This is a genomic window from Paenibacillus sp. S02 (genome assembly GCF_019454065.1).
In the GTDB taxonomy this organism is placed as follows: domain Bacteria; phylum Bacillota; class Bacilli; order Paenibacillales; family Paenibacillaceae; genus Paenibacillus; species Paenibacillus polymyxa_B.
In genome coordinates this window covers 5591204-5607035 of sequence record NZ_CP073682.1, presented here as the reverse complement: position 1 = coordinate 5607035, position 15832 = coordinate 5591204, and the positions used below count along the sequence as shown (strand labels likewise).

The 15832-nt window shown below is 50.1% G+C and carries 16 protein-coding genes; 15 read left to right on the top strand and 1 reads right to left on the bottom strand.

Translation table 11 applies throughout. The features are described 5' to 3' along the window. Positions 1-14: 14 nt before the first annotated feature. Genes KAI36_RS24940 through KAI36_RS24915 form a run of 6 tightly spaced genes read left to right on the top strand, consistent with a single transcriptional unit; the run spans position 15 to position 6479 of the window. Positions 15-1160, top strand: coding sequence for a cobalt-precorrin-5B (C(1))-methyltransferase (locus KAI36_RS24940; RefSeq protein WP_160788661.1), 1146 nt, complete (start codon positions 15-17; stop codon positions 1158-1160). Beyond that, positions 1153-2409: a precorrin-6y C5,15-methyltransferase (decarboxylating) subunit CbiE gene (gene cbiE, locus KAI36_RS24935; protein ID WP_220026285.1), complete on the top strand. Its 1257-nt coding sequence runs from the start codon at positions 1153-1155 to the stop codon at positions 2407-2409. Before KAI36_RS24940 ends, cbiE begins: the two co-directional genes overlap by 8 nt. 31 nt (positions 2410-2440) lie before the next feature. Next, on the top strand, positions 2441-3157 hold the full coding sequence (gene cobI / locus KAI36_RS24930) for a precorrin-2 C(20)-methyltransferase (protein WP_220026284.1): 717 nt from the start codon (positions 2441-2443) through the stop codon (positions 3155-3157). Continuing rightward, positions 3154-3948 carry a precorrin-4 C(11)-methyltransferase gene (cobM, locus tag KAI36_RS24925; RefSeq protein WP_013373518.1) on the top strand — a complete coding sequence of 265 codons (795 nt, stop codon included), beginning with the start codon at positions 3154-3156 and terminating at the stop codon, positions 3946-3948. The genes cobI and cobM overlap by 4 nt, the downstream gene beginning before the upstream one ends. After that, on the top strand, positions 3941-5029 hold the full coding sequence (locus tag KAI36_RS24920) for a cobalt-precorrin 5A hydrolase (protein ID WP_220026283.1): 1089 nt from the start codon (positions 3941-3943) through the stop codon (positions 5027-5029). The genes cobM and KAI36_RS24920 overlap by 8 nt, the downstream gene beginning before the upstream one ends. Continuing rightward, positions 5022-6479: a cobyrinic acid a,c-diamide synthase CobB gene (locus tag KAI36_RS24915; protein ID WP_220026282.1), complete on the top strand. Its 1458-nt coding sequence runs from the start codon at positions 5022-5024 to the stop codon at positions 6477-6479. Before KAI36_RS24920 ends, KAI36_RS24915 begins: the two co-directional genes overlap by 8 nt. A 133-nt stretch (positions 6480-6612) precedes the next feature. On the opposite strand, the gene KAI36_RS24910 is transcribed toward KAI36_RS24915, so the two are convergent. Beyond that, the gene (locus KAI36_RS24910) at positions 6613-7062 is read right to left on the bottom strand and encodes an AbrB/MazE/SpoVT family DNA-binding domain-containing protein (protein WP_023990783.1); all 450 of its coding nucleotides are present in this window, start codon (positions 7060-7062) and stop codon (positions 6613-6615) included. A gap of 428 nt (positions 7063-7490) precedes the next feature. On the opposite strand from KAI36_RS24910, the gene KAI36_RS24905 reads away from it, so the two are divergent. The 9 genes from KAI36_RS24905 to KAI36_RS24865 all read left to right on the top strand — a co-directional run bounded on the left by KAI36_RS24905 (position 7491) and on the right by KAI36_RS24865 (position 15774). After that, a complete protein-coding gene (locus KAI36_RS24905; RefSeq protein ID WP_220026281.1) occupies positions 7491-8129 on the top strand; it encodes a ThuA domain-containing protein in 639 nt (212 codons plus the stop codon). Positions 8130-8231: 102 nt separating this feature from the next. After that, positions 8232-8591, top strand: coding sequence for a phasin family protein (locus tag KAI36_RS24900; RefSeq protein WP_013312404.1), 360 nt, complete (start codon positions 8232-8234; stop codon positions 8589-8591). A 1-nt stretch (position 8592) separates the two neighbouring features. Further along, positions 8593-10263 carry an ABC1 kinase family protein gene (locus KAI36_RS24895; RefSeq protein ID WP_023990781.1) on the top strand — a complete coding sequence of 557 codons (1671 nt, stop codon included), beginning with the start codon at positions 8593-8595 and terminating at the stop codon, positions 10261-10263. Positions 10264-10286: 23 nt separating this feature from the next. Then, on the top strand, positions 10287-10844 hold the full coding sequence (locus KAI36_RS24890; protein ID WP_220026280.1) for a hypothetical protein: 558 nt from the start codon (positions 10287-10289) through the stop codon (positions 10842-10844). Positions 10845-11114: 270 nt separating this feature from the next. Continuing rightward, complete coding sequence (locus tag KAI36_RS24885) at positions 11115-12563, top strand: SulP family inorganic anion transporter (RefSeq protein WP_220026279.1); 1449 nt, start codon at positions 11115-11117, stop codon at positions 12561-12563. 219 nt (positions 12564-12782) lie between these two features. Further along, positions 12783-13448, top strand: coding sequence for an amino acid ABC transporter permease (locus KAI36_RS24880; RefSeq protein WP_039271644.1), 666 nt, complete (start codon positions 12783-12785; stop codon positions 13446-13448). Beyond that, positions 13429-14106 (top strand): amino acid ABC transporter permease, encoded by a 678-nt coding sequence (locus tag KAI36_RS24875; protein ID WP_013312399.1) that lies wholly within the window; start codon positions 13429-13431, stop codon positions 14104-14106. The genes KAI36_RS24880 and KAI36_RS24875 overlap by 20 nt, the downstream gene beginning before the upstream one ends. Positions 14107-14124: 18 nt before the next feature. Beyond that, the gene (locus KAI36_RS24870) at positions 14125-14880 is read left to right on the top strand and encodes an amino acid ABC transporter ATP-binding protein (RefSeq protein ID WP_029518574.1); all 756 of its coding nucleotides are present in this window, start codon (positions 14125-14127) and stop codon (positions 14878-14880) included. Between the two features lie 18 nt (positions 14881-14898). Next, positions 14899-15774: a cysteine ABC transporter substrate-binding protein gene (locus tag KAI36_RS24865; protein ID WP_220026278.1), complete on the top strand. Its 876-nt coding sequence runs from the start codon at positions 14899-14901 to the stop codon at positions 15772-15774. The last annotated feature ends 58 nt before the right edge of the window (positions 15775-15832 follow it).

The following is a 15832-nucleotide window of genomic DNA, read 5'->3' as shown; positions in this document are numbered from 1 at the left end:
AAGGAGGAATTGGCATGGAAAAGGAAGCGGCGTCCGTTGACAGGCCCAAACGGATGAAAAGCGGTGAAGCTCCCGCACCGGACAAGCCAATGCGGTCAGGCTTTACGACTGGAGCTTGTGCGGCTGCAGTGGCCAAAGGAGCGGTACAACTGCTCATCACGGGCATTCCGCCGAAGGAAGCAGTGATATCGCTGCCCGCGGGCTTTGATCATGCGTTTGAGCTGATCGAGCCTGTGTTGGACGCGGACGAAGCTTCCTGCACGACGATCAAGGACGGTGGCGATGATCCAGATGCCACGCATCAGGCGAAAATTATCGCGTCCGTTAGCTGGCGCGAGGAGCCGGGCATTGAGCTGGACGGTGGCATCGGCGTGGGGCGGGTAACAAAGCCCGGTCTGCCTGTGCCTGTCGGGGAAGCAGCGATTAATCCGGTGCCGCGCCGGATGATTACGGAGGCTGTGACAGGCGTGCTTGAGGAGCATGGATCGGCCAAAGGTGTCCGTGTCGTCATCAGCGTACCGGACGGTGAAGAAATTGCCAAGAAGACGTTGAACGGGCGACTTGGCATTCTTGGCGGTATTTCCATACTAGGTACGCGTGGTGTGGTCGTTCCGTTTTCCACGTCAGCTTATAAAGCCAGTGTCGTGCAGGCCATATCGGTTGCGCAAGCGATGAACTGCCAGGAAATAGTCCTGACCACAGGTGGCAGTAGTGAAAAATATGCGATGCAAATGTACGATCAGCTGACGGAAGAGGCCTTTATTCAGATGGGGGATTTTGTCGGCTTTGCCATTAAGCACGGGAAACGGCTGGGAATGAAAAAGATTATTCTCGTCGGTATGCCCGGCAAGCTGTCGAAGGTAGCTCAAGGTGTCATGATGGTTCACTCCAAGAGCGCTCCGGTGGACTTTGGCTTTTTGGCTGAGGTCGCACGTGAAGCAGGTGTGGACGAGTCGCTTGCAGCGGCAGTGGCAGAGGCAAATACAGCTACGCAGGTGGCGGATATGATGACCGAAGCGAATGCGCTGAGCTTTTTTGAAAAGCTGTGTACCTATGGATGTCAGCATTGTCTGGATCATGCAGGTGGTGGAATTGTCGTGGAAATGGTACTGGTAACGATGAAAGGGAACGTGCTGGGGAGGGCGAGAGTCGGTGAGTAGAGTGATTCGTGTCATTGGTATCGGTGAAAATGGAGCGGCAGGTCTGTCGCAGGAGACGCTGGAGCACATTGAGCGTGCCGACCTGCTGGTTGGTGGAGAACGCCAGCTAGCCTTTTTCAAGGCATTCGCAGGGGAAAAACGAGCATTAAAGAGCGGCTTATCTGCCGTGGTAGAAGAATTGGGACGGTTGCGCAAGGACAAGGATATTGTCGTGCTTGCGTCAGGCGATCCGCTTTTTTTTGGAATTGCAGGTTATTTGTCTGCCAAGCTGGGGGCTGAACATCTGGATATTTTGCCGCATCTCAGCTCGGTTCAGCTGGCGTTTGCGCGTCTCGGTGAAAGCTGGCAGGATGCGGTGCTGGAAAGCGTACACGGCCGTCCGATGACCGGATTGGCGCAGCGGATTGACGGACAGAACAAGGTCGCGCTGCTGACGGATGACCGAAATCATCCCGCCGCCGTCGCTGCCTATCTGCTGCATTATGGCATGACGGAATATGATGCCTTTGTCGGCGAGCATTTGGGCGGACCGGATGAGGCCTATCAGCATTATACGCTGGAAGAGATGGCGCAGAGAACGTTCCAACCATTGAATGTGGTTATTTTACGCCGCCGTAAGGGAGAAGACGTGCCTGCAATTCGTCGGGGATTTGGCTTCGAGGATGCAGAATTTCACCAGCGCAAGCCGGAAAAAGGGCTGATCACGAAGCGTGAAGTACGCGTATTCAGCTTGTCCGAGCTACGTCTGACAGAGCGAAGCATCGTATGGGACATCGGCGCAGGCTCCGGCTCTGTAGCTGTGGAATGTGCGCGCCTGGCCAAGTACGGGCAAGTATTTGCTATTGAAAAGAACGAAGGTGATCTGGCTAATGTCGAAGCAAACAAAATCAAATTCCGTACCGATTTCCCGGTCATTCATGCCAAAGCGCCTGCCGGATTGGAAGATCTGCCAGACCCGGATGCGGTGTTTATCGGTGGGAGCGGGGGAGAATTGGCTGAGCTGATTCGTCTGTGCGCTTCCCGTCTGCGTAAGGATGGACGAATTGTAGTGAATGCTGCAACGATTGAGACGCTGCATGACGGTATGAAGGCGATGCAAGCAGCAGGACTCGATACTTCGGTGACGTTACTGCAAACAGCGCGTAGCAAGCCGATTTTGAATATGACTCGTTTTGATGGACTCAATCCGATATATGTTATTACAGGACAGCCGGTGGTGGACGTGGCTGATGAAGTAGCAGGGGAGTAAGCTGGTAATTCAAGAGGGGGAGAGAGACAGCATGAATACAGCGGCAACAGGAACACTTTACGGCGTAGGCGTGGGGCCGGGTGATCCCGAGCTGATTACAGTCAAGGCGTATCGCATGATTCAGGAATGTGCAGTTGTGGCTTATCCGAAGAAACGCCGGGGAGGTAAGTCGTATGCTCACGAGATTGTGGAGTTGTACGTCAATCCGGAGGAAAAGGAGATGCTGGGACTCATTTTTCCAATGACCAAGGACCCGGTTGTACTGGAGCGTGAATGGAACAAAACGGTGGTTGCTTGCTGGGAGGCACTGAGTCAAGGCAAGGATGTAGCCTTTGTCACAGAGGGAGACCCTAATCTGTACAGTACCTTTATTCATTTGGCACGGCTCATGAAGGATCTCCATCCTGAGGTGCCGATTGTATCTATTCCGGGCATTTCGTCTGTGTTGGGGGCGGCGGCAGCGCTGGAATTGCCTTTGGCAGACGGAGATCAGCAGGTCGGTATTATTCCGGCTACGGATGATCGGGAAGCGATGAAGCGGGCGATTGAGAATCACGATACGGTCGTGTTTATCAAGGTTGCCAAGGTGCTGGATTTGATTTTGGATGTGCTGGATGAACTCAATCTTGGGGGCCGTGCATCTGTCATTACCAAGGTCACTTCTCCTTATGAAATGGTATGGCGCAACGCACGTGAGCTGCGCGGACAGGAACTTGAATATTTGAGTTTAATGGTGGTGAGCAAATGACGTTGGAGCCAAAAGTATATATCGTAGGAGCAGGTCCCGGCGACCCGGAGCTGATTACTGTCAAAGGCTCCCGGATTCTACGCACGGCCGATGTGGTATTGTACACGGATTCACTCGTGAACGACGAGTTGATTGCCACGGCCAAACCAGAGGCGCAGGTACTGCAAAGCTCAGGCATGGATCTGGAGCGGCAGGTCGAGATTATGAGCGAGGCTGTGCAGGCTGGACGCAGTGTAGCTCGCGTACATACAGGCGATCCGGCAGTGTACGGTGCCATTTTGGAGCAAATGGTGTTGCTGAAGCAGCGCGGAGTAGCATACGAAATCGTGCCGGGCGTCAGCTCGGTCTTTGCTTCTGCGGCCGTGTTGGGTGCAGAGCTAACTGTGCCTGACCTGACGCAGACCGTCATTCTGACGCGTGCCGAAGGCCGTACACCTGTACCGGATCGGGAAAAGCTGCGTGATTTGGCATCCCATCACTGCACAGTGGCCTTATTCCTCAGTGCAACGCTGGCGAAGAAGGTAGTCGTTGAGTTTCTGGCGGCAGGCTGGAGTGAGGACACACCTGTAGCGGTTGTACAGCGAGCGACCTGGCCGGATCAAAAGATCGTACGCACGACGCTTGCCCAATTGCCAGCTGATCTGCGTGCAGCAGGCATTACGATGCATGCCATGATTCTGGCAGGCTGGGCGCTGGACCCTGGACTGGTGGACAAGGACGCGCATCGTTCCAAGCTGTACGACAAGTCGTTCACCCATGGCTACCGGAAGGGAGTGAAGCCCGGTGAGTAATCCGTTTGCCGCTGTGGCGATCACGAAGCATGGAGTGGAAATGGTCCGCAATTTGGGAGCCAGCTTTCCGGGCACGGATGTGTATTACATGTCCAAGTTTGAGCGTGGCGACGAGCAGGAGCGTGGCATTCAGTTGTTCGAAGGCTCGGTCAAGCTGATTTTGCCGGATTTATTTAAACAATATAACGGAATTATTTTGTTTATTTCTCTCGGTGCAGTAGTTCGTATGATTGCACCAATTTTGGTGGATAAAAAGGTAGACCCAGCGGTAGTTGTCATTGATGATCGCGGCGAGCATGTCATTAGCGTATTGTCTGGCCATTTGGGTGGCGCCAATGAATTGACCCGCCATGTAGCGGCTGTACTAGGCGCACGTGCTGTAATCACGACTGCATCAGACGTGCAGGGCACGATTCCGGTGGACATGTTTGGTCGGGAATTGGGTTGGGTGGTCGATAGCTTCGACAAGGCCACTCCTGTGAGCGCCGCTGTTGTGAACGAGGAGCCTGTTGCGGTCATACAAGAGACAGGCGAACGGAACTGGTGGCGTTATGACAAGCCTGTACCTGGACATATCAAGGTATATGCTTCGACGGCAGAAGCATTACAAGAACCATTTAACGCCGCGTTGGTCGTGAGTGACCGTTTATTGGAGCCGGAGGAAGAGGAGCAGCTTCTTTCTAATGGCGTGCTGTACCGTCCGAAAAGCTTGGTGCTTGGCATCGGCTGCAACCGTGGGACTGCATTAGAGGAGCTGGAGGCGGGTGTGCTGGACACCTTGCAAGAGCTGCGTTTGTCCGTGAAAAGCGTACGGAATATTGCCACTATTGATCTGAAAAAGGACGAAGAGGGCTTACTTGCTCTTTGCGCCAAATACGGTTGGGAACTGGTGACGTATACTCCGTCAGAGCTGAATACGGTGCAGCTTCCCAATCCATCGGAAACCGTCTTCAAATACACTGGCGCATATGGGGTCAGCGAACCATCAGCCCTGTTGTCTTCATGTGCAGACCATTGGTTGCTGGAGAAGAAAAAAAGCGGCAATATGACGTTGTCTGTAGCGCGGGTTTCCTATGACTGACGTCATGAAGCAGGCTGTACAGTCTGATCCATCTGCCGCTACGCGCAGAAGCCGTATTGTTGTTGCTGGCACAGGCAGCGGTGCAGGCAAAACGACTGTTACACTCGGGCTGATGAAGGCGTTCGCCGATAGCGGCCTGCGAGTGCAGGGTTTTAAGTGCGGACCGGATTATATTGATCCGACCTATCATACTGCCGCGACCGGGACTTCTTCCCGTAATCTGGATTCATGGATGACCTCACCAGATACGGTGCGTGAAATCTTTATCCGTGCTTCCGAAGGCGCGGATATTTCCGTGATTGAAGGTGTCATGGGGCTATATGACGGCAAGGACCCACTCAGCAACACCGGCTCGACCGCTGAGATCGCCATGCTGACGGACAGCCCTGTATTGCTGGTGGTCGACGTGCGCAGTATGGCACGAAGCGCCGCCGCTATTGTGCTCGGCTTTCAGCGCTTGGAGCCCAAGCTGCGCATTGTGGGCGTAATTGTGAATCGCTGCGGTAGCCAAGGGCACTATGGCATCGTCAAAAAGGCGATTGAGCAGGAGTGCGGCATCCCCGTGCTCGGCTGGCTAAAGCGTGATGACGGGCTGGATATTCCCGAGCGTCATCTGGGCCTGGTACCCGCTGTGGAACGCGGCGAGCTGGAGCCGCTTTTCCAACGGGCGGCAGAGCTGATCCGTGCGGGTACGGATCTGGATGCACTGCGGGCATTGGCAGATTCGGCTCCGCCGCCCAGCCCGCCCGAGCACCCATTATTTTCCCCGGATCGGCTTCCATCAGCAGGGCATGAAGCTGATACCGAGGAACGTCCCGTCATCGCCGTCGCCAGAGACGCGGCGTTCAATTTTTACTACCCGGAAAATATGGATTTGCTACGTCAGGCGGGAGCAGAGATTGTCTATTTCAGTCCTCTGGCGGGAGAACGCGTACCTGAGCAGGCAAGCGGCCTATACCTGGGCGGCGGTTTCCCCGAAGAGTTTGCCGCAGATATCGCTGCAAATACGGGCTTTTTGGAAGATATCCGCAACGCGGTGAGCCGGGATATGCCAGTATTCGCCGAATGCGGCGGTTATATGGTACTGGCACGGACACTTACGGATCGTATGGGTAATGCCCATCACATGGCCGGGGTTATTCCGTCGGACGTCCGCATGCAAGAGAAACGGGCCGCACTGGGATACCGGGAAGCAACCGCTTTGCAGGATTGCTTGCTGCTGGAGGCTGGAGAGACCATTCGGGGACATGAATTTCATTATTCTGTCATGCACTATGATGAATCATCCGCCCCCTACTCCTATGCCTATCAAACCAAGGGAATGCGTGGTCTCCAGAGCGAGGGCTATGCGAAAGGGAACCTTTTGGCAGCTTACACGCATATTCATCTCGCTTCTCTTCCCAAGGCGGCAGCACGCTGGGTAGAACAATGCCGGGCTTACGGTCAATAGTTTTGCAAACGAGTCTACTACTTCATATAAACAAAAAAACCGGGTCCCCTAAAGGGTCCGGCTTTTCTAAATATCAATAGACTTAAACCTTACATAGTTTGGAAGCGTATACATTACTTTTTTGGTGATTCGCTTACATGAGCTTTTTCAGCTGGGAAATCCTTCCCTGACTCACACCAAGCATGGAGGCGAGTTGTTTTTGTGAAGATGCTGGATGTTCTTCCATAAGCTCTCTCATTTTCTCCAAAATAACATCTGTGCGCTGATAAATTTTTTTCATATGCATATTTTGCTTAAGTGGGGGTGAATGGGTTTCAGTCGCGGTGACCGGAAGTAAATCTTCCGTTTTCATCGAGGCTGCACATTCATCGCAGATAAACTGATCTTTAAAGTAGGTGTTGGTATCAACCGCACCGCAAAAAATACAATTGGTTGATTTGTACTTACGGAGCATGAGTGTCTGGTCTTCAATAAAAAACTCTAATGGATCGCCGATGTCAATCTCCATCGTCATGCGCAACTCTTTAGGTAGCACAATTCGCCCCAAGCTGTCCAAGGGCCGGGTCATTCCAGTCCTTTTCATTCATGCAACCTCCCCGGTTTTTTAAGATTTATAGAATGTATAAGGTTTGAGGCAATTCTTATCAATTCTATAACCGCAAGCATAAATTCTTACAAAAAGCGGCCCTTTATTGTTAATCAGGCATGGACGCACTTTTTTTCTTACGAGTATACCATAAACAGGCCGAATCGCCATCGTTCAGATTTATAAATTTTGAATAAGTTTATCCCGAGCGAACATATATGCTATAATCTTCTGCTAAAGGATTTAATAGGCCGTCTGTAGAATTATTTATATATGCCGTAGCTCGGACAATGATGGCGGTGTTATGGGAAATGGATGAGGGCCAAACGGAATTTTCTGAGCGTTTTGACCCCACAAACAAGAATAAATGACACGGGTCCCGCCTTTAAAGTCCTTATATACAAGTCAGGCAAGGAGGATTTATCATGGAAAAAAGAAAAGCATTGTTGTTAGGAGATTATTCGTATCCGGAGTTTCACCCGCTGCAAGGGGTGGACGAAGAGATTAGCCATATTTTACAGGATTGGATGACTGTACAATGCAGTGAGAATCGTAAAATGCTGCTCAAGGAAAATCTAACCCCATTCGATCTATGTATCTCGTACTGTGATAGCCGCAAGGAGGTTCTGTCTCCTCAACAAACAGCAGGATTGCTGTCCTATGTTAGCGGCGGGGGTGGATTGCTTGTGCTGCATAACGGAATCACATTGCAAGGACGGTATGAAATTGCCCAATTAATGGGGGCGCGTTTCTTGCGGCATCCGGCTGCCGGACCGCTTTCCTTCAAAGTGACGGCCCTGGATCATCCGATTATGGAAGGAATCGAGCCGTTTGAGATCCAAGAGGAACCGTATCGTTTTGACTTTGATCCATTCACTGAAAAAACACTACTGATGGAATATGAACATGAGGGCGAGTGGTGGCCGGCGGCATGGTCACTGTCCTATGGCTTGGGTCGGGTCGTCTATTTGATGCCTGGACATAATCAGCCAAGCTTCCAGCACGAGGGATACCGCAAGTTGCTGCTTCAGGCTGCCAAGTGGGCTGGACGCTTTCCAGGTTAAACATAGATTATTCCATTCATTGAGGAAGGGGAGCTGCGAGCTTTATGCGGCTCCCCTTTTCAGGTTATACTATAGGTAATCACAGGTAGGGGAGGATATATTATGAGCGATTTGTTCAAAAAAGCCATCTCATTGGGGTGGGGCCTCACCGTTGTCAGCAAAGAAAAGGTGGAGAAAGCCGTCGAGGATCTCGTAAACCGGGGAGAACTTGCGCCCTCGGAATCCAAAGCGCTGGTCGATCGTCTGATCGAACGAGGGGCAGAGGAACAGGGACAATTCAAAACAGTGATCCGCGAACAGGTTAGCCGCATTTTGCAGGAGCTGGAAGTACCTACCGAAAATGATGTTACAAGTTTGGAGCAGCGTGTGGCATTGTTGGAAAAACAGGTAGCGGAGCTGGAAAAAGAAAAGGCGGCGCTTACGGGTTCGAGCGACGCTGAAGAAGCGAACCGGCTGGATTAAAATGGCGGTTCGTATGAAGCACGCCGGTCGTTACCGGGAAATTGCCATGGCGCTGGCGCGTCATGGCTTTGGCTATATGGTGGAAGAAATGGGACTGTTCCAGCTGCTGTCATTGCCTCGCAAGTGGCTGACGAGAGAAACTCCCGAGTCCAAAACGTTAGGTGAACGGATTCGACTTGTGCTGGAGGATCTCGGGCCTGCATTCATCAAGCTTGGACAGTTGGCAAGCACACGTGCTGACCTGCTGCCGGAGCCTATTATCCGTGAGCTGGTTAAGCTTCAGGATCAGGTACCGCCGTTTTCATCTGAAACGGCGCGTGGCATTCTGGAGCAGGAGCTGGACACGTCATTAGAGGACATACTGGTTCGTTTTGACGATGTTCCGCTGGCCGCTGCTTCGATCGGGCAAGTGCATTTGGGCAAGCTGCACAGCGGCGAAATGGTCGCCATTAAAATCCAGCGTCCTGGCGTTAATCGCATCATTCGGCGAGATTTGGACATTTTGCGGGAACTGACCGCTATGGCAGCCAAGCGCTGGGAATGGGTAGAGCGGTATCAGCTTCGCCAGATGGTAGAGGAGCTGGGGAGATCGCTCATTCAGGAGCTGGATTACAACCATGAAGCCCGTAACACAGAGAAGATTGCGCTCCAATTTGAGCAGGACCCACATATCTATATTCCGAAAATATACTGGGATCATACCTCTTCCCGTATACTGACCATGGAGTTTCTAGACGGAACTCACTTGGGTAGTCGTGAAGAGCTATTACGCCGTGGATATAACTTGAAAGAACTGGCGCAGCGGCTGGTGAACAGCATGCTGCATCAAATTTTTATGGAAGGTTTTTTTCATGCCGATCCCCATCCGGGGAATTTACTCGTTCTGAAAAATGGCAGTCTCGCTTATTTGGACTTTGGCATGACGGGAAGGCTGAGCGAAGAGATGAAGAATCATCTCGCTTCCCTCATTATTGCCCTGATGCGCAAAAATACCGATGCCATGGTTCGGTCTATCGAACGTTTGGGTCTGGTCGAACCGGACACCGACCTGAATGCGCTGCGTGCCGATCTGGACAAGATACGCGAAGATTACTCAGACGTTCCTTTCTCACAGGTCAGTATTGGTGATGCTTTGAACGACCTATTTGGCGCAGCGCAGCGCCATCGGATTGGTTTGCCGTCGGACGTCCTGTTGCTAGGCAAGGCGTTGCTGACACTGGAGGGGGTCGTGGAGCATCTGGACCCTGATCTCAGTATTATCGCTTTGGCTGAGCCCTTTGGTAACAAGCTGTTGAAGGAACGCTTCAGTGGTCGTCGTATCCGAGGCAAGCTGCTGGGTGGTGCAACCGAGCTGGTGGAGACGCTGATGGAACTGCCAGGACAGGCGAGACATTTGGCCTCGATTATCAGCAAGGGCAAGCTTAAGCTGGAGGTTACTGTGCCGGAGCTGGAAATGCTTCTGCGCAGGCTGGATCAGATCAGCAACCGCCTGTCATTCAGTATCGTGCTGTTAGCGTTCAGCATTATTATGGTCGGACTGATTATTGGTTCATCGCTGAATCATCAGGCGACCATGCTGTGGAACGTACCTGCTATTGAAATCGGCTTTGTTGTCGCTCTCTTAATGGTTGCCTTTTTACTGTATTCCATTTTTAAATCGGGAAGGTTTTAGATACCGACCAGGAAGGAGGGGTTATGGATACACATAAGATGAATAATCTCTTAATAGCAGAGGTGCCATGGCACCGCCTGACTACTCCTTATGGTAGGGGCACGGAGTTGCCACAATTGATATCCAACGGGGAGTACGCAGCAATTGCTGATCTGATAGAGCATCAAGGCACACTGTGGCAGGTTACGCCATGGGTGTTACTTTTCTTATTGCGTAATATGCATACGAGAAATTCGGATGATATCACGCTGAGTGAGTTGGAACTGTATCATGCGGTTGTTGGAGCATTGGACATGGAAAATGCACAAGAGGATTCACAGAAGTCTGTGGAATCTCTAACCATACTGCTGGACGAAAAATATCTATGGCCGGCAGACAGCGATCCAGAAGAAGATGAACTGGAGTGGGAAGAGGGAGAAGCACGCGGTTATGATCCGGTAGCTTTTTGGAGTTATTATGACTATAGCTATCGATTATTGAAGCAAGCACTGCCTGACTTTGAAAGCTTACTCCAGCACCATGCGGACTCGGAAATTGCTGAAGCCCTATCGGAACTTGTACAGGAATTGCGAAAATTTTAAATATAAGAAAACGAATAAGACGAAGATACTGGGCGATATTTCAAGGAAATAGATGATTTATTTCTGTAAACAGCCTTTTAACTCATTCGTCTCTGCGAATTCCTTACGTTATAATGATGGACTGAATGTAACGGACCGGGTTCGTTTGAGAGAGACGAGCTGAATGATAGGAGAGCCTTGGCGATTGGCAGCTGGACGGATGCCCGAAACACACGGGTTGCGAGTCAACACGCTACTCTCTGTAAATATAGGAGGCTGGAACGAGACAGTATGAATCTTAGACAACAATGGTTCGGTAATATCCGGGCCGATATACTTGCAGGCATGACTGTGGCGCTAGCACTAATTCCCGAGGCGATTGCCTTCTCGATCATTGCGGGGGTCAATCCCATGGTCGGACTGTACGCCTCCATCTCAATGGCCATTGTCATCTCTTTTGCAGGTGGACGTCCGGCGATGATCTCGGCAGCGACCGGGGCCGTAGCTGTACTGGTCGTTGGCCTGGTGAAGGATCATGGCGTGGAATATCTGTTTGCAGCTACCATTTTGGCAGGAATCATTCAAGTGCTGCTGGGTGTTTTGAAAATAGGTCGCTTTATCAGCTTTATTTCGCAGCCGGTCATGACCGGATTTGTGAATGCGCTGGCGATCCTCGTCTTTATGGCACAACTCACCCACTTTCATGGAGCTAATTGGATCATGTACGCGATGGTAGCGGGGACGCTGCTTATTGTGTATATTTTACCGATATTTGTAAAAAGCATTCCTGCTCCATTGACGGCAATCATCATCATGACGATCATTACGTATGTATTTGGATTGAATGTGAAAACGGTAGGAGATATCGGTACACTAACCAGCTCGCTGCCTTCATTCCATTTGCCACAAATTGAGTGGTCGTGGCATACTTTGCGGATTTTGCTGCCGTATTCCTTTACGATGGCACTGGTTGGACTGCTGGAATCGCTGCTGACAGCCAGTATTCTGGATGAAATGACCGAAACGAAAAGCAATAAAAACCGGGAAGCCCGCGGGCAAGGGATTGCCAACTTTGTAAATGGCTTTTTTGGTGGTATGGGTGGTTGTGCCATGATCGGACAATCCGTCATTAATGTCAGCTCAGGCGGGAGAGGGCGTTTGTCCACTTTTACGGCTGGGGTATTCTTGGCCTTTCTGCTGCTCGTGCTTGGCGGGGTTGTAAAGGAAGTGCCAATGGGCGCATTGGTGGGAGTCATGTTCATGGTGTGTATTGGAACTGTGGATTGGAAATCGCTGCGAAACATTGCCAAGGTTCCGAAGGCAGATACGTTAATTATGGTAGTTACGGTGATCATCGTGGTGGCTACGCATGATTTGTCCAAGGGCGTGATCGTGGGCGTACTGCTGAGTGCCCTGCATTTTGGCTGGAAAATGGCTAAAATTCGCATCAGCGCAACGGAGAACAACGACGAGAAGGTGTACCATGTCAGAGGTCCGATGTTTTTTGCATCAACAACTCGTTTTGTCGATCATTTCGAACCTTTGGATGATCCAGAACGTGTGGTTGTGGACTTTAGCCATTCTCATATTTGGGATCACTCCGCAGTTACTGCCATCGGCAAGGTGTTGCAAAAGTATACGAGATCCGGCAAATCCATCACTCTGCGGGGATTAAATGAGGAGAGCCGTTTAATTGTAGAGAAGCTCGGCGGCCCTCTTGTTACCGAGCCGCTCGTGTGATGAATCGTATAGCATAAATCAAAGCTTGAAATGAAATTTATTCATTTCAAGCTTTTTTTATTTATTTCTGAAATATAACAACACTTTTCTTCCTAAACCATAGATAAATATGACAAATTTTCATCAAAGTATTGACGTAATAATTGGGCAGGAATACAATCATTGTTATTAAGCAGAGAAAATACATAGGAATAATTGAAAATTGAAAGGTATGCACATATGAACTTAGACTGGGAGTTTATTGTAGAGAGCTTGCCGTTATATGGAGAAGCTATGTGGTTGACGTTGAAGATCGCCTTTTTTGCTATTCTATTTTCATTAGTCGTCGGTTTGCTGTGCAGCACAGTACTGTATTACAAGGTAAGGGGAATTAGCGGCATCGTTGTTGCCTATATTGAGCTTTCCCGAAATACGCCGCTGCTTGTACAGTTATATTTTCTGTATTACGGGTTTACGAAAATAGGTCTGCATATGAGCGAAATGACGTGTGCCATTGTGGGCATGACCTTTTTGGGCGGGGGTTATATGGCTGAGGCGTTCCGTGGGGGAATGGAAGCAGTGAGTAAAACCCAGACGGAATCCGGGCTGAGTCTCGGACTGTCCAAGATACAACTGGCGAGATATGTTATTTTGCCACAGGCTTTTGCCATCAGCGTTCCGTCTCTGGGAGCGAATGCGATTTTTTTGCTCAAGGAGACTTCCATTGTTGGCGCCATTGCTTTATTAGATCTGATGAATGTGGCAAAAGACCTGATCGGCATGTACTACAAAACGACGGAATCGCTAATTCTGCTGGTATTGGCATATCTCGTCCTGCTTTTACCTTTGTCGATACTGCTGACGTGGGTGGAAAGGAAGGTGCGATATGCTGAATTCGGGGATTAATGTACTTTTTGAAGGTTCCAATTTCGAGCGTCTATTAGGGGGATTACTCGTTACGCTGGAGATTGCGCTACTTTCCATTATTATCGGTACTCTATTAGGCATTTTGATGGGGTTGCTGCGCACCTTAAAATCAAGACCGATTCGGTTTGTGCTGAAATTATATTTGGAGACATTCCGCATTATTCCAATTCTGGTGTGGTTGTATGTCGTATATTTTGGATTTACTCCTTTGTTGAACGTGAATATCAGCGGGGAATTGACAGCAATTATCGTATTCAGCCTGTGGGGAGCGGCCGAGATTGGTGACATCGTTCGTGGTGCATTGGAATCACTGCCCAAGCATCAGGTGGAATCCGGGCAGGCATTGGGACTGACATATGGACAGTTATACCGCCATGTGCTCATTCCCCAGGCAGTGCGCCGAATGCTTCCCGGTTCTATTAATCTGGCGACACGGATGATCAAAACCACTTCATTAGTGGTGCTGATCGGTGTAGTGGAAGTGGTCAAGGTCGGGCAGCAGATTATTGAGCTTGGTGTAATCAAAGCGCCCTCGGCATCCTTCTGGGTGTACGGCTTTATTTTCATATTGTATTTTCTCGTATGCTATCCGTTATCCAGGCTTTCCAAAAGATTTGAACGCAGATGGCAAAATTAGCAGGATGGGGTGGATGTCATGGGAGAGGCTGTGGAGGTTTTACTCGAAATTCGAGGGCTGCACAAAAGCTTCGAAGACCGAAAAGTACTGCAACAGATTAATCTGGACGTAACGAAGGGGGAAGTCGTGGTCGTTCTCGGTCCTTCGGGATGTGGAAAAAGCACGCTCCTCCGATGTCTCAATGGTCTGGAGCCGGTCCAGAGTGGAGATATCCGTTATAGAGGGCAGGACCTGACGGATAAGAAAGTGAATTGGCGTGAGGTGCGGCAGCATATCGGAATGGTGTTCCAGAACTACGAGCTGTTTCCGCATATGACGGTCTTAGAAAATATATTGCTCGGCCCGCTTAAAGTTCAGCGGAGAAATAAGCAGGAGGCACTTGAGCAAGCGGAGCAGCTATTGGAGCGAGTGGGTCTGCTGGATCGCAAAGATGCGTATCCGAGACAATTATCAGGTGGGCAAAAGCAACGGATTGCGATTGTGCGCGCCCTGTGTATGAACCCGGAAATTATGCTCTTTGATGAAGTCACCGCATCCTTGGACCCGGAAATGGTCAGAGAGGTGCTGGATGTCATGCGAGAGCTGGCACAACAGGGCATGACCATGATTATCGTGACGCATGAAATGGGATTTGCCAAGTCGGTAGGAGATCGTATCGTTTTTATGGATCAAGGACAAATATGTGAAATGACTACGCCACAGCAATTTTTTACCCAACCGGAAACAGAGCGTGCCCAGCACTTTCTGGATATATTTCAGTACGAAACGATATAAACAGGGGGATGAATACAGATGAGAAAAGGAATGAAGTTCACGACGTTATTACTGGCTTTGAGCTTGCTGCTTGTTGGTTTGGCGGGATGTGCAGGAGGCGGAAATACCAACGGTAGTTCAGGCTCGGCTAAATTTGTCTCGATTGAGGACATTAAAAAGAATGGCAAAATTCGAATAGGTGTATTTGCAGATAAGCCGCCTTTTGGCTACGTGGATTCGGAAGGGAAGAATCAAGGCTTTGACGTCTATATTGCGAAGCGGTTTGCCAAAGATCTCTTGGGTGACGAGTCCAAGGTGGAATTTGTTCTGGTGGATGCTGCCAGCCGGGTCGCCTATTTGGAATCCAACAAGGTAGATATCATCATGGCTAACTTTACGGTGACGGATGAGCGTAAAGAAAAAGTCGATTTTGCCAATCCGTATATGAAATTATCCTTTGGTATTGTGTCACCTGACAGCGCTCCAATCACCACGATTGACCAATTGAAGAATTCGGACCAGAAGCTGATTGTGGCAAAGGGAACGACGGCTGAAACCTATTTTACGAAAAATTATCCTGACATCAAGCTGCTTAAATTCGATCAATACACAGAAATCTTCTCAGCCCTCAAAGACAAACGCGGCGCCGCCATTGCCAACGATAATACAGAGCTGATCGCCTGGGCCAAGGCCAACCCCGGCTTTACCGTAACCATCCCGGCCTTTGGTGGTCAAGATACAATTGCACCCGCAGTAGCAAAAGGAAATAAGGAGCTGTTAGACTGGATCAACAATGAGCTGGCTACATTAGGCAAGGAAAACTTTGTGCATCAAGCCTATAAGGACACATTGACCTCCGTTTACGGAGAGGGCTTTACAGATCAATTGGTCGTAGAGGGCGGCAAAGTGGATTAATGATTGCAAGAATTGGGTAAAGAGGCTTGACACGTTTATACGAGCATTTTAAAATATA

What these genes read in the sequence shown, in the direction of transcription:
- KAI36_RS24940 (WP_160788661.1), top strand. Translation starts at nt 15, where the DNA reads ATGGAAAAGGAAGCGGCGTCCGTTGACAGGCCCAAACGGATGAAAAGC.
- cobI (WP_220026284.1), top strand. Translation starts at nt 2,441, where the DNA reads ATGAATACAGCGGCAACAGGAACACTTTACGGCGTAGGCGTGGGGCCG.
- cobM (WP_013373518.1), top strand. Translation starts at nt 3,154, where the DNA reads ATGACGTTGGAGCCAAAAGTATATATCGTAGGAGCAGGTCCCGGCGAC.
- KAI36_RS24915 (WP_220026282.1), top strand. Translation starts at nt 5,022, where the DNA reads ATGACTGACGTCATGAAGCAGGCTGTACAGTCTGATCCATCTGCCGCT.
- KAI36_RS24910 (WP_023990783.1), bottom strand. Translation starts at nt 7,062, where the DNA reads ATGAAAAGGACTGGAATGACCCGGCCCTTGGACAGCTTGGGGCGAATT.
- KAI36_RS24905 (WP_220026281.1), top strand. Translation starts at nt 7,491, where the DNA reads ATGGAAAAAAGAAAAGCATTGTTGTTAGGAGATTATTCGTATCCGGAG.
- KAI36_RS24900 (WP_013312404.1), top strand. Translation starts at nt 8,232, where the DNA reads ATGAGCGATTTGTTCAAAAAAGCCATCTCATTGGGGTGGGGCCTCACC.
- KAI36_RS24895 (WP_023990781.1), top strand. Translation starts at nt 8,593, where the DNA reads ATGGCGGTTCGTATGAAGCACGCCGGTCGTTACCGGGAAATTGCCATG.
- KAI36_RS24890 (WP_220026280.1), top strand. Translation starts at nt 10,287, where the DNA reads ATGGATACACATAAGATGAATAATCTCTTAATAGCAGAGGTGCCATGG.
- KAI36_RS24885 (WP_220026279.1), top strand. Translation starts at nt 11,115, where the DNA reads ATGAATCTTAGACAACAATGGTTCGGTAATATCCGGGCCGATATACTT.
- KAI36_RS24880 (WP_039271644.1), top strand. Translation starts at nt 12,783, where the DNA reads ATGAACTTAGACTGGGAGTTTATTGTAGAGAGCTTGCCGTTATATGGA.
- KAI36_RS24875 (WP_013312399.1), top strand. Translation starts at nt 13,429, where the DNA reads ATGCTGAATTCGGGGATTAATGTACTTTTTGAAGGTTCCAATTTCGAG.
- KAI36_RS24870 (WP_029518574.1), top strand. Translation starts at nt 14,125, where the DNA reads ATGGGAGAGGCTGTGGAGGTTTTACTCGAAATTCGAGGGCTGCACAAA.
- KAI36_RS24865 (WP_220026278.1), top strand. Translation starts at nt 14,899, where the DNA reads ATGAGAAAAGGAATGAAGTTCACGACGTTATTACTGGCTTTGAGCTTG.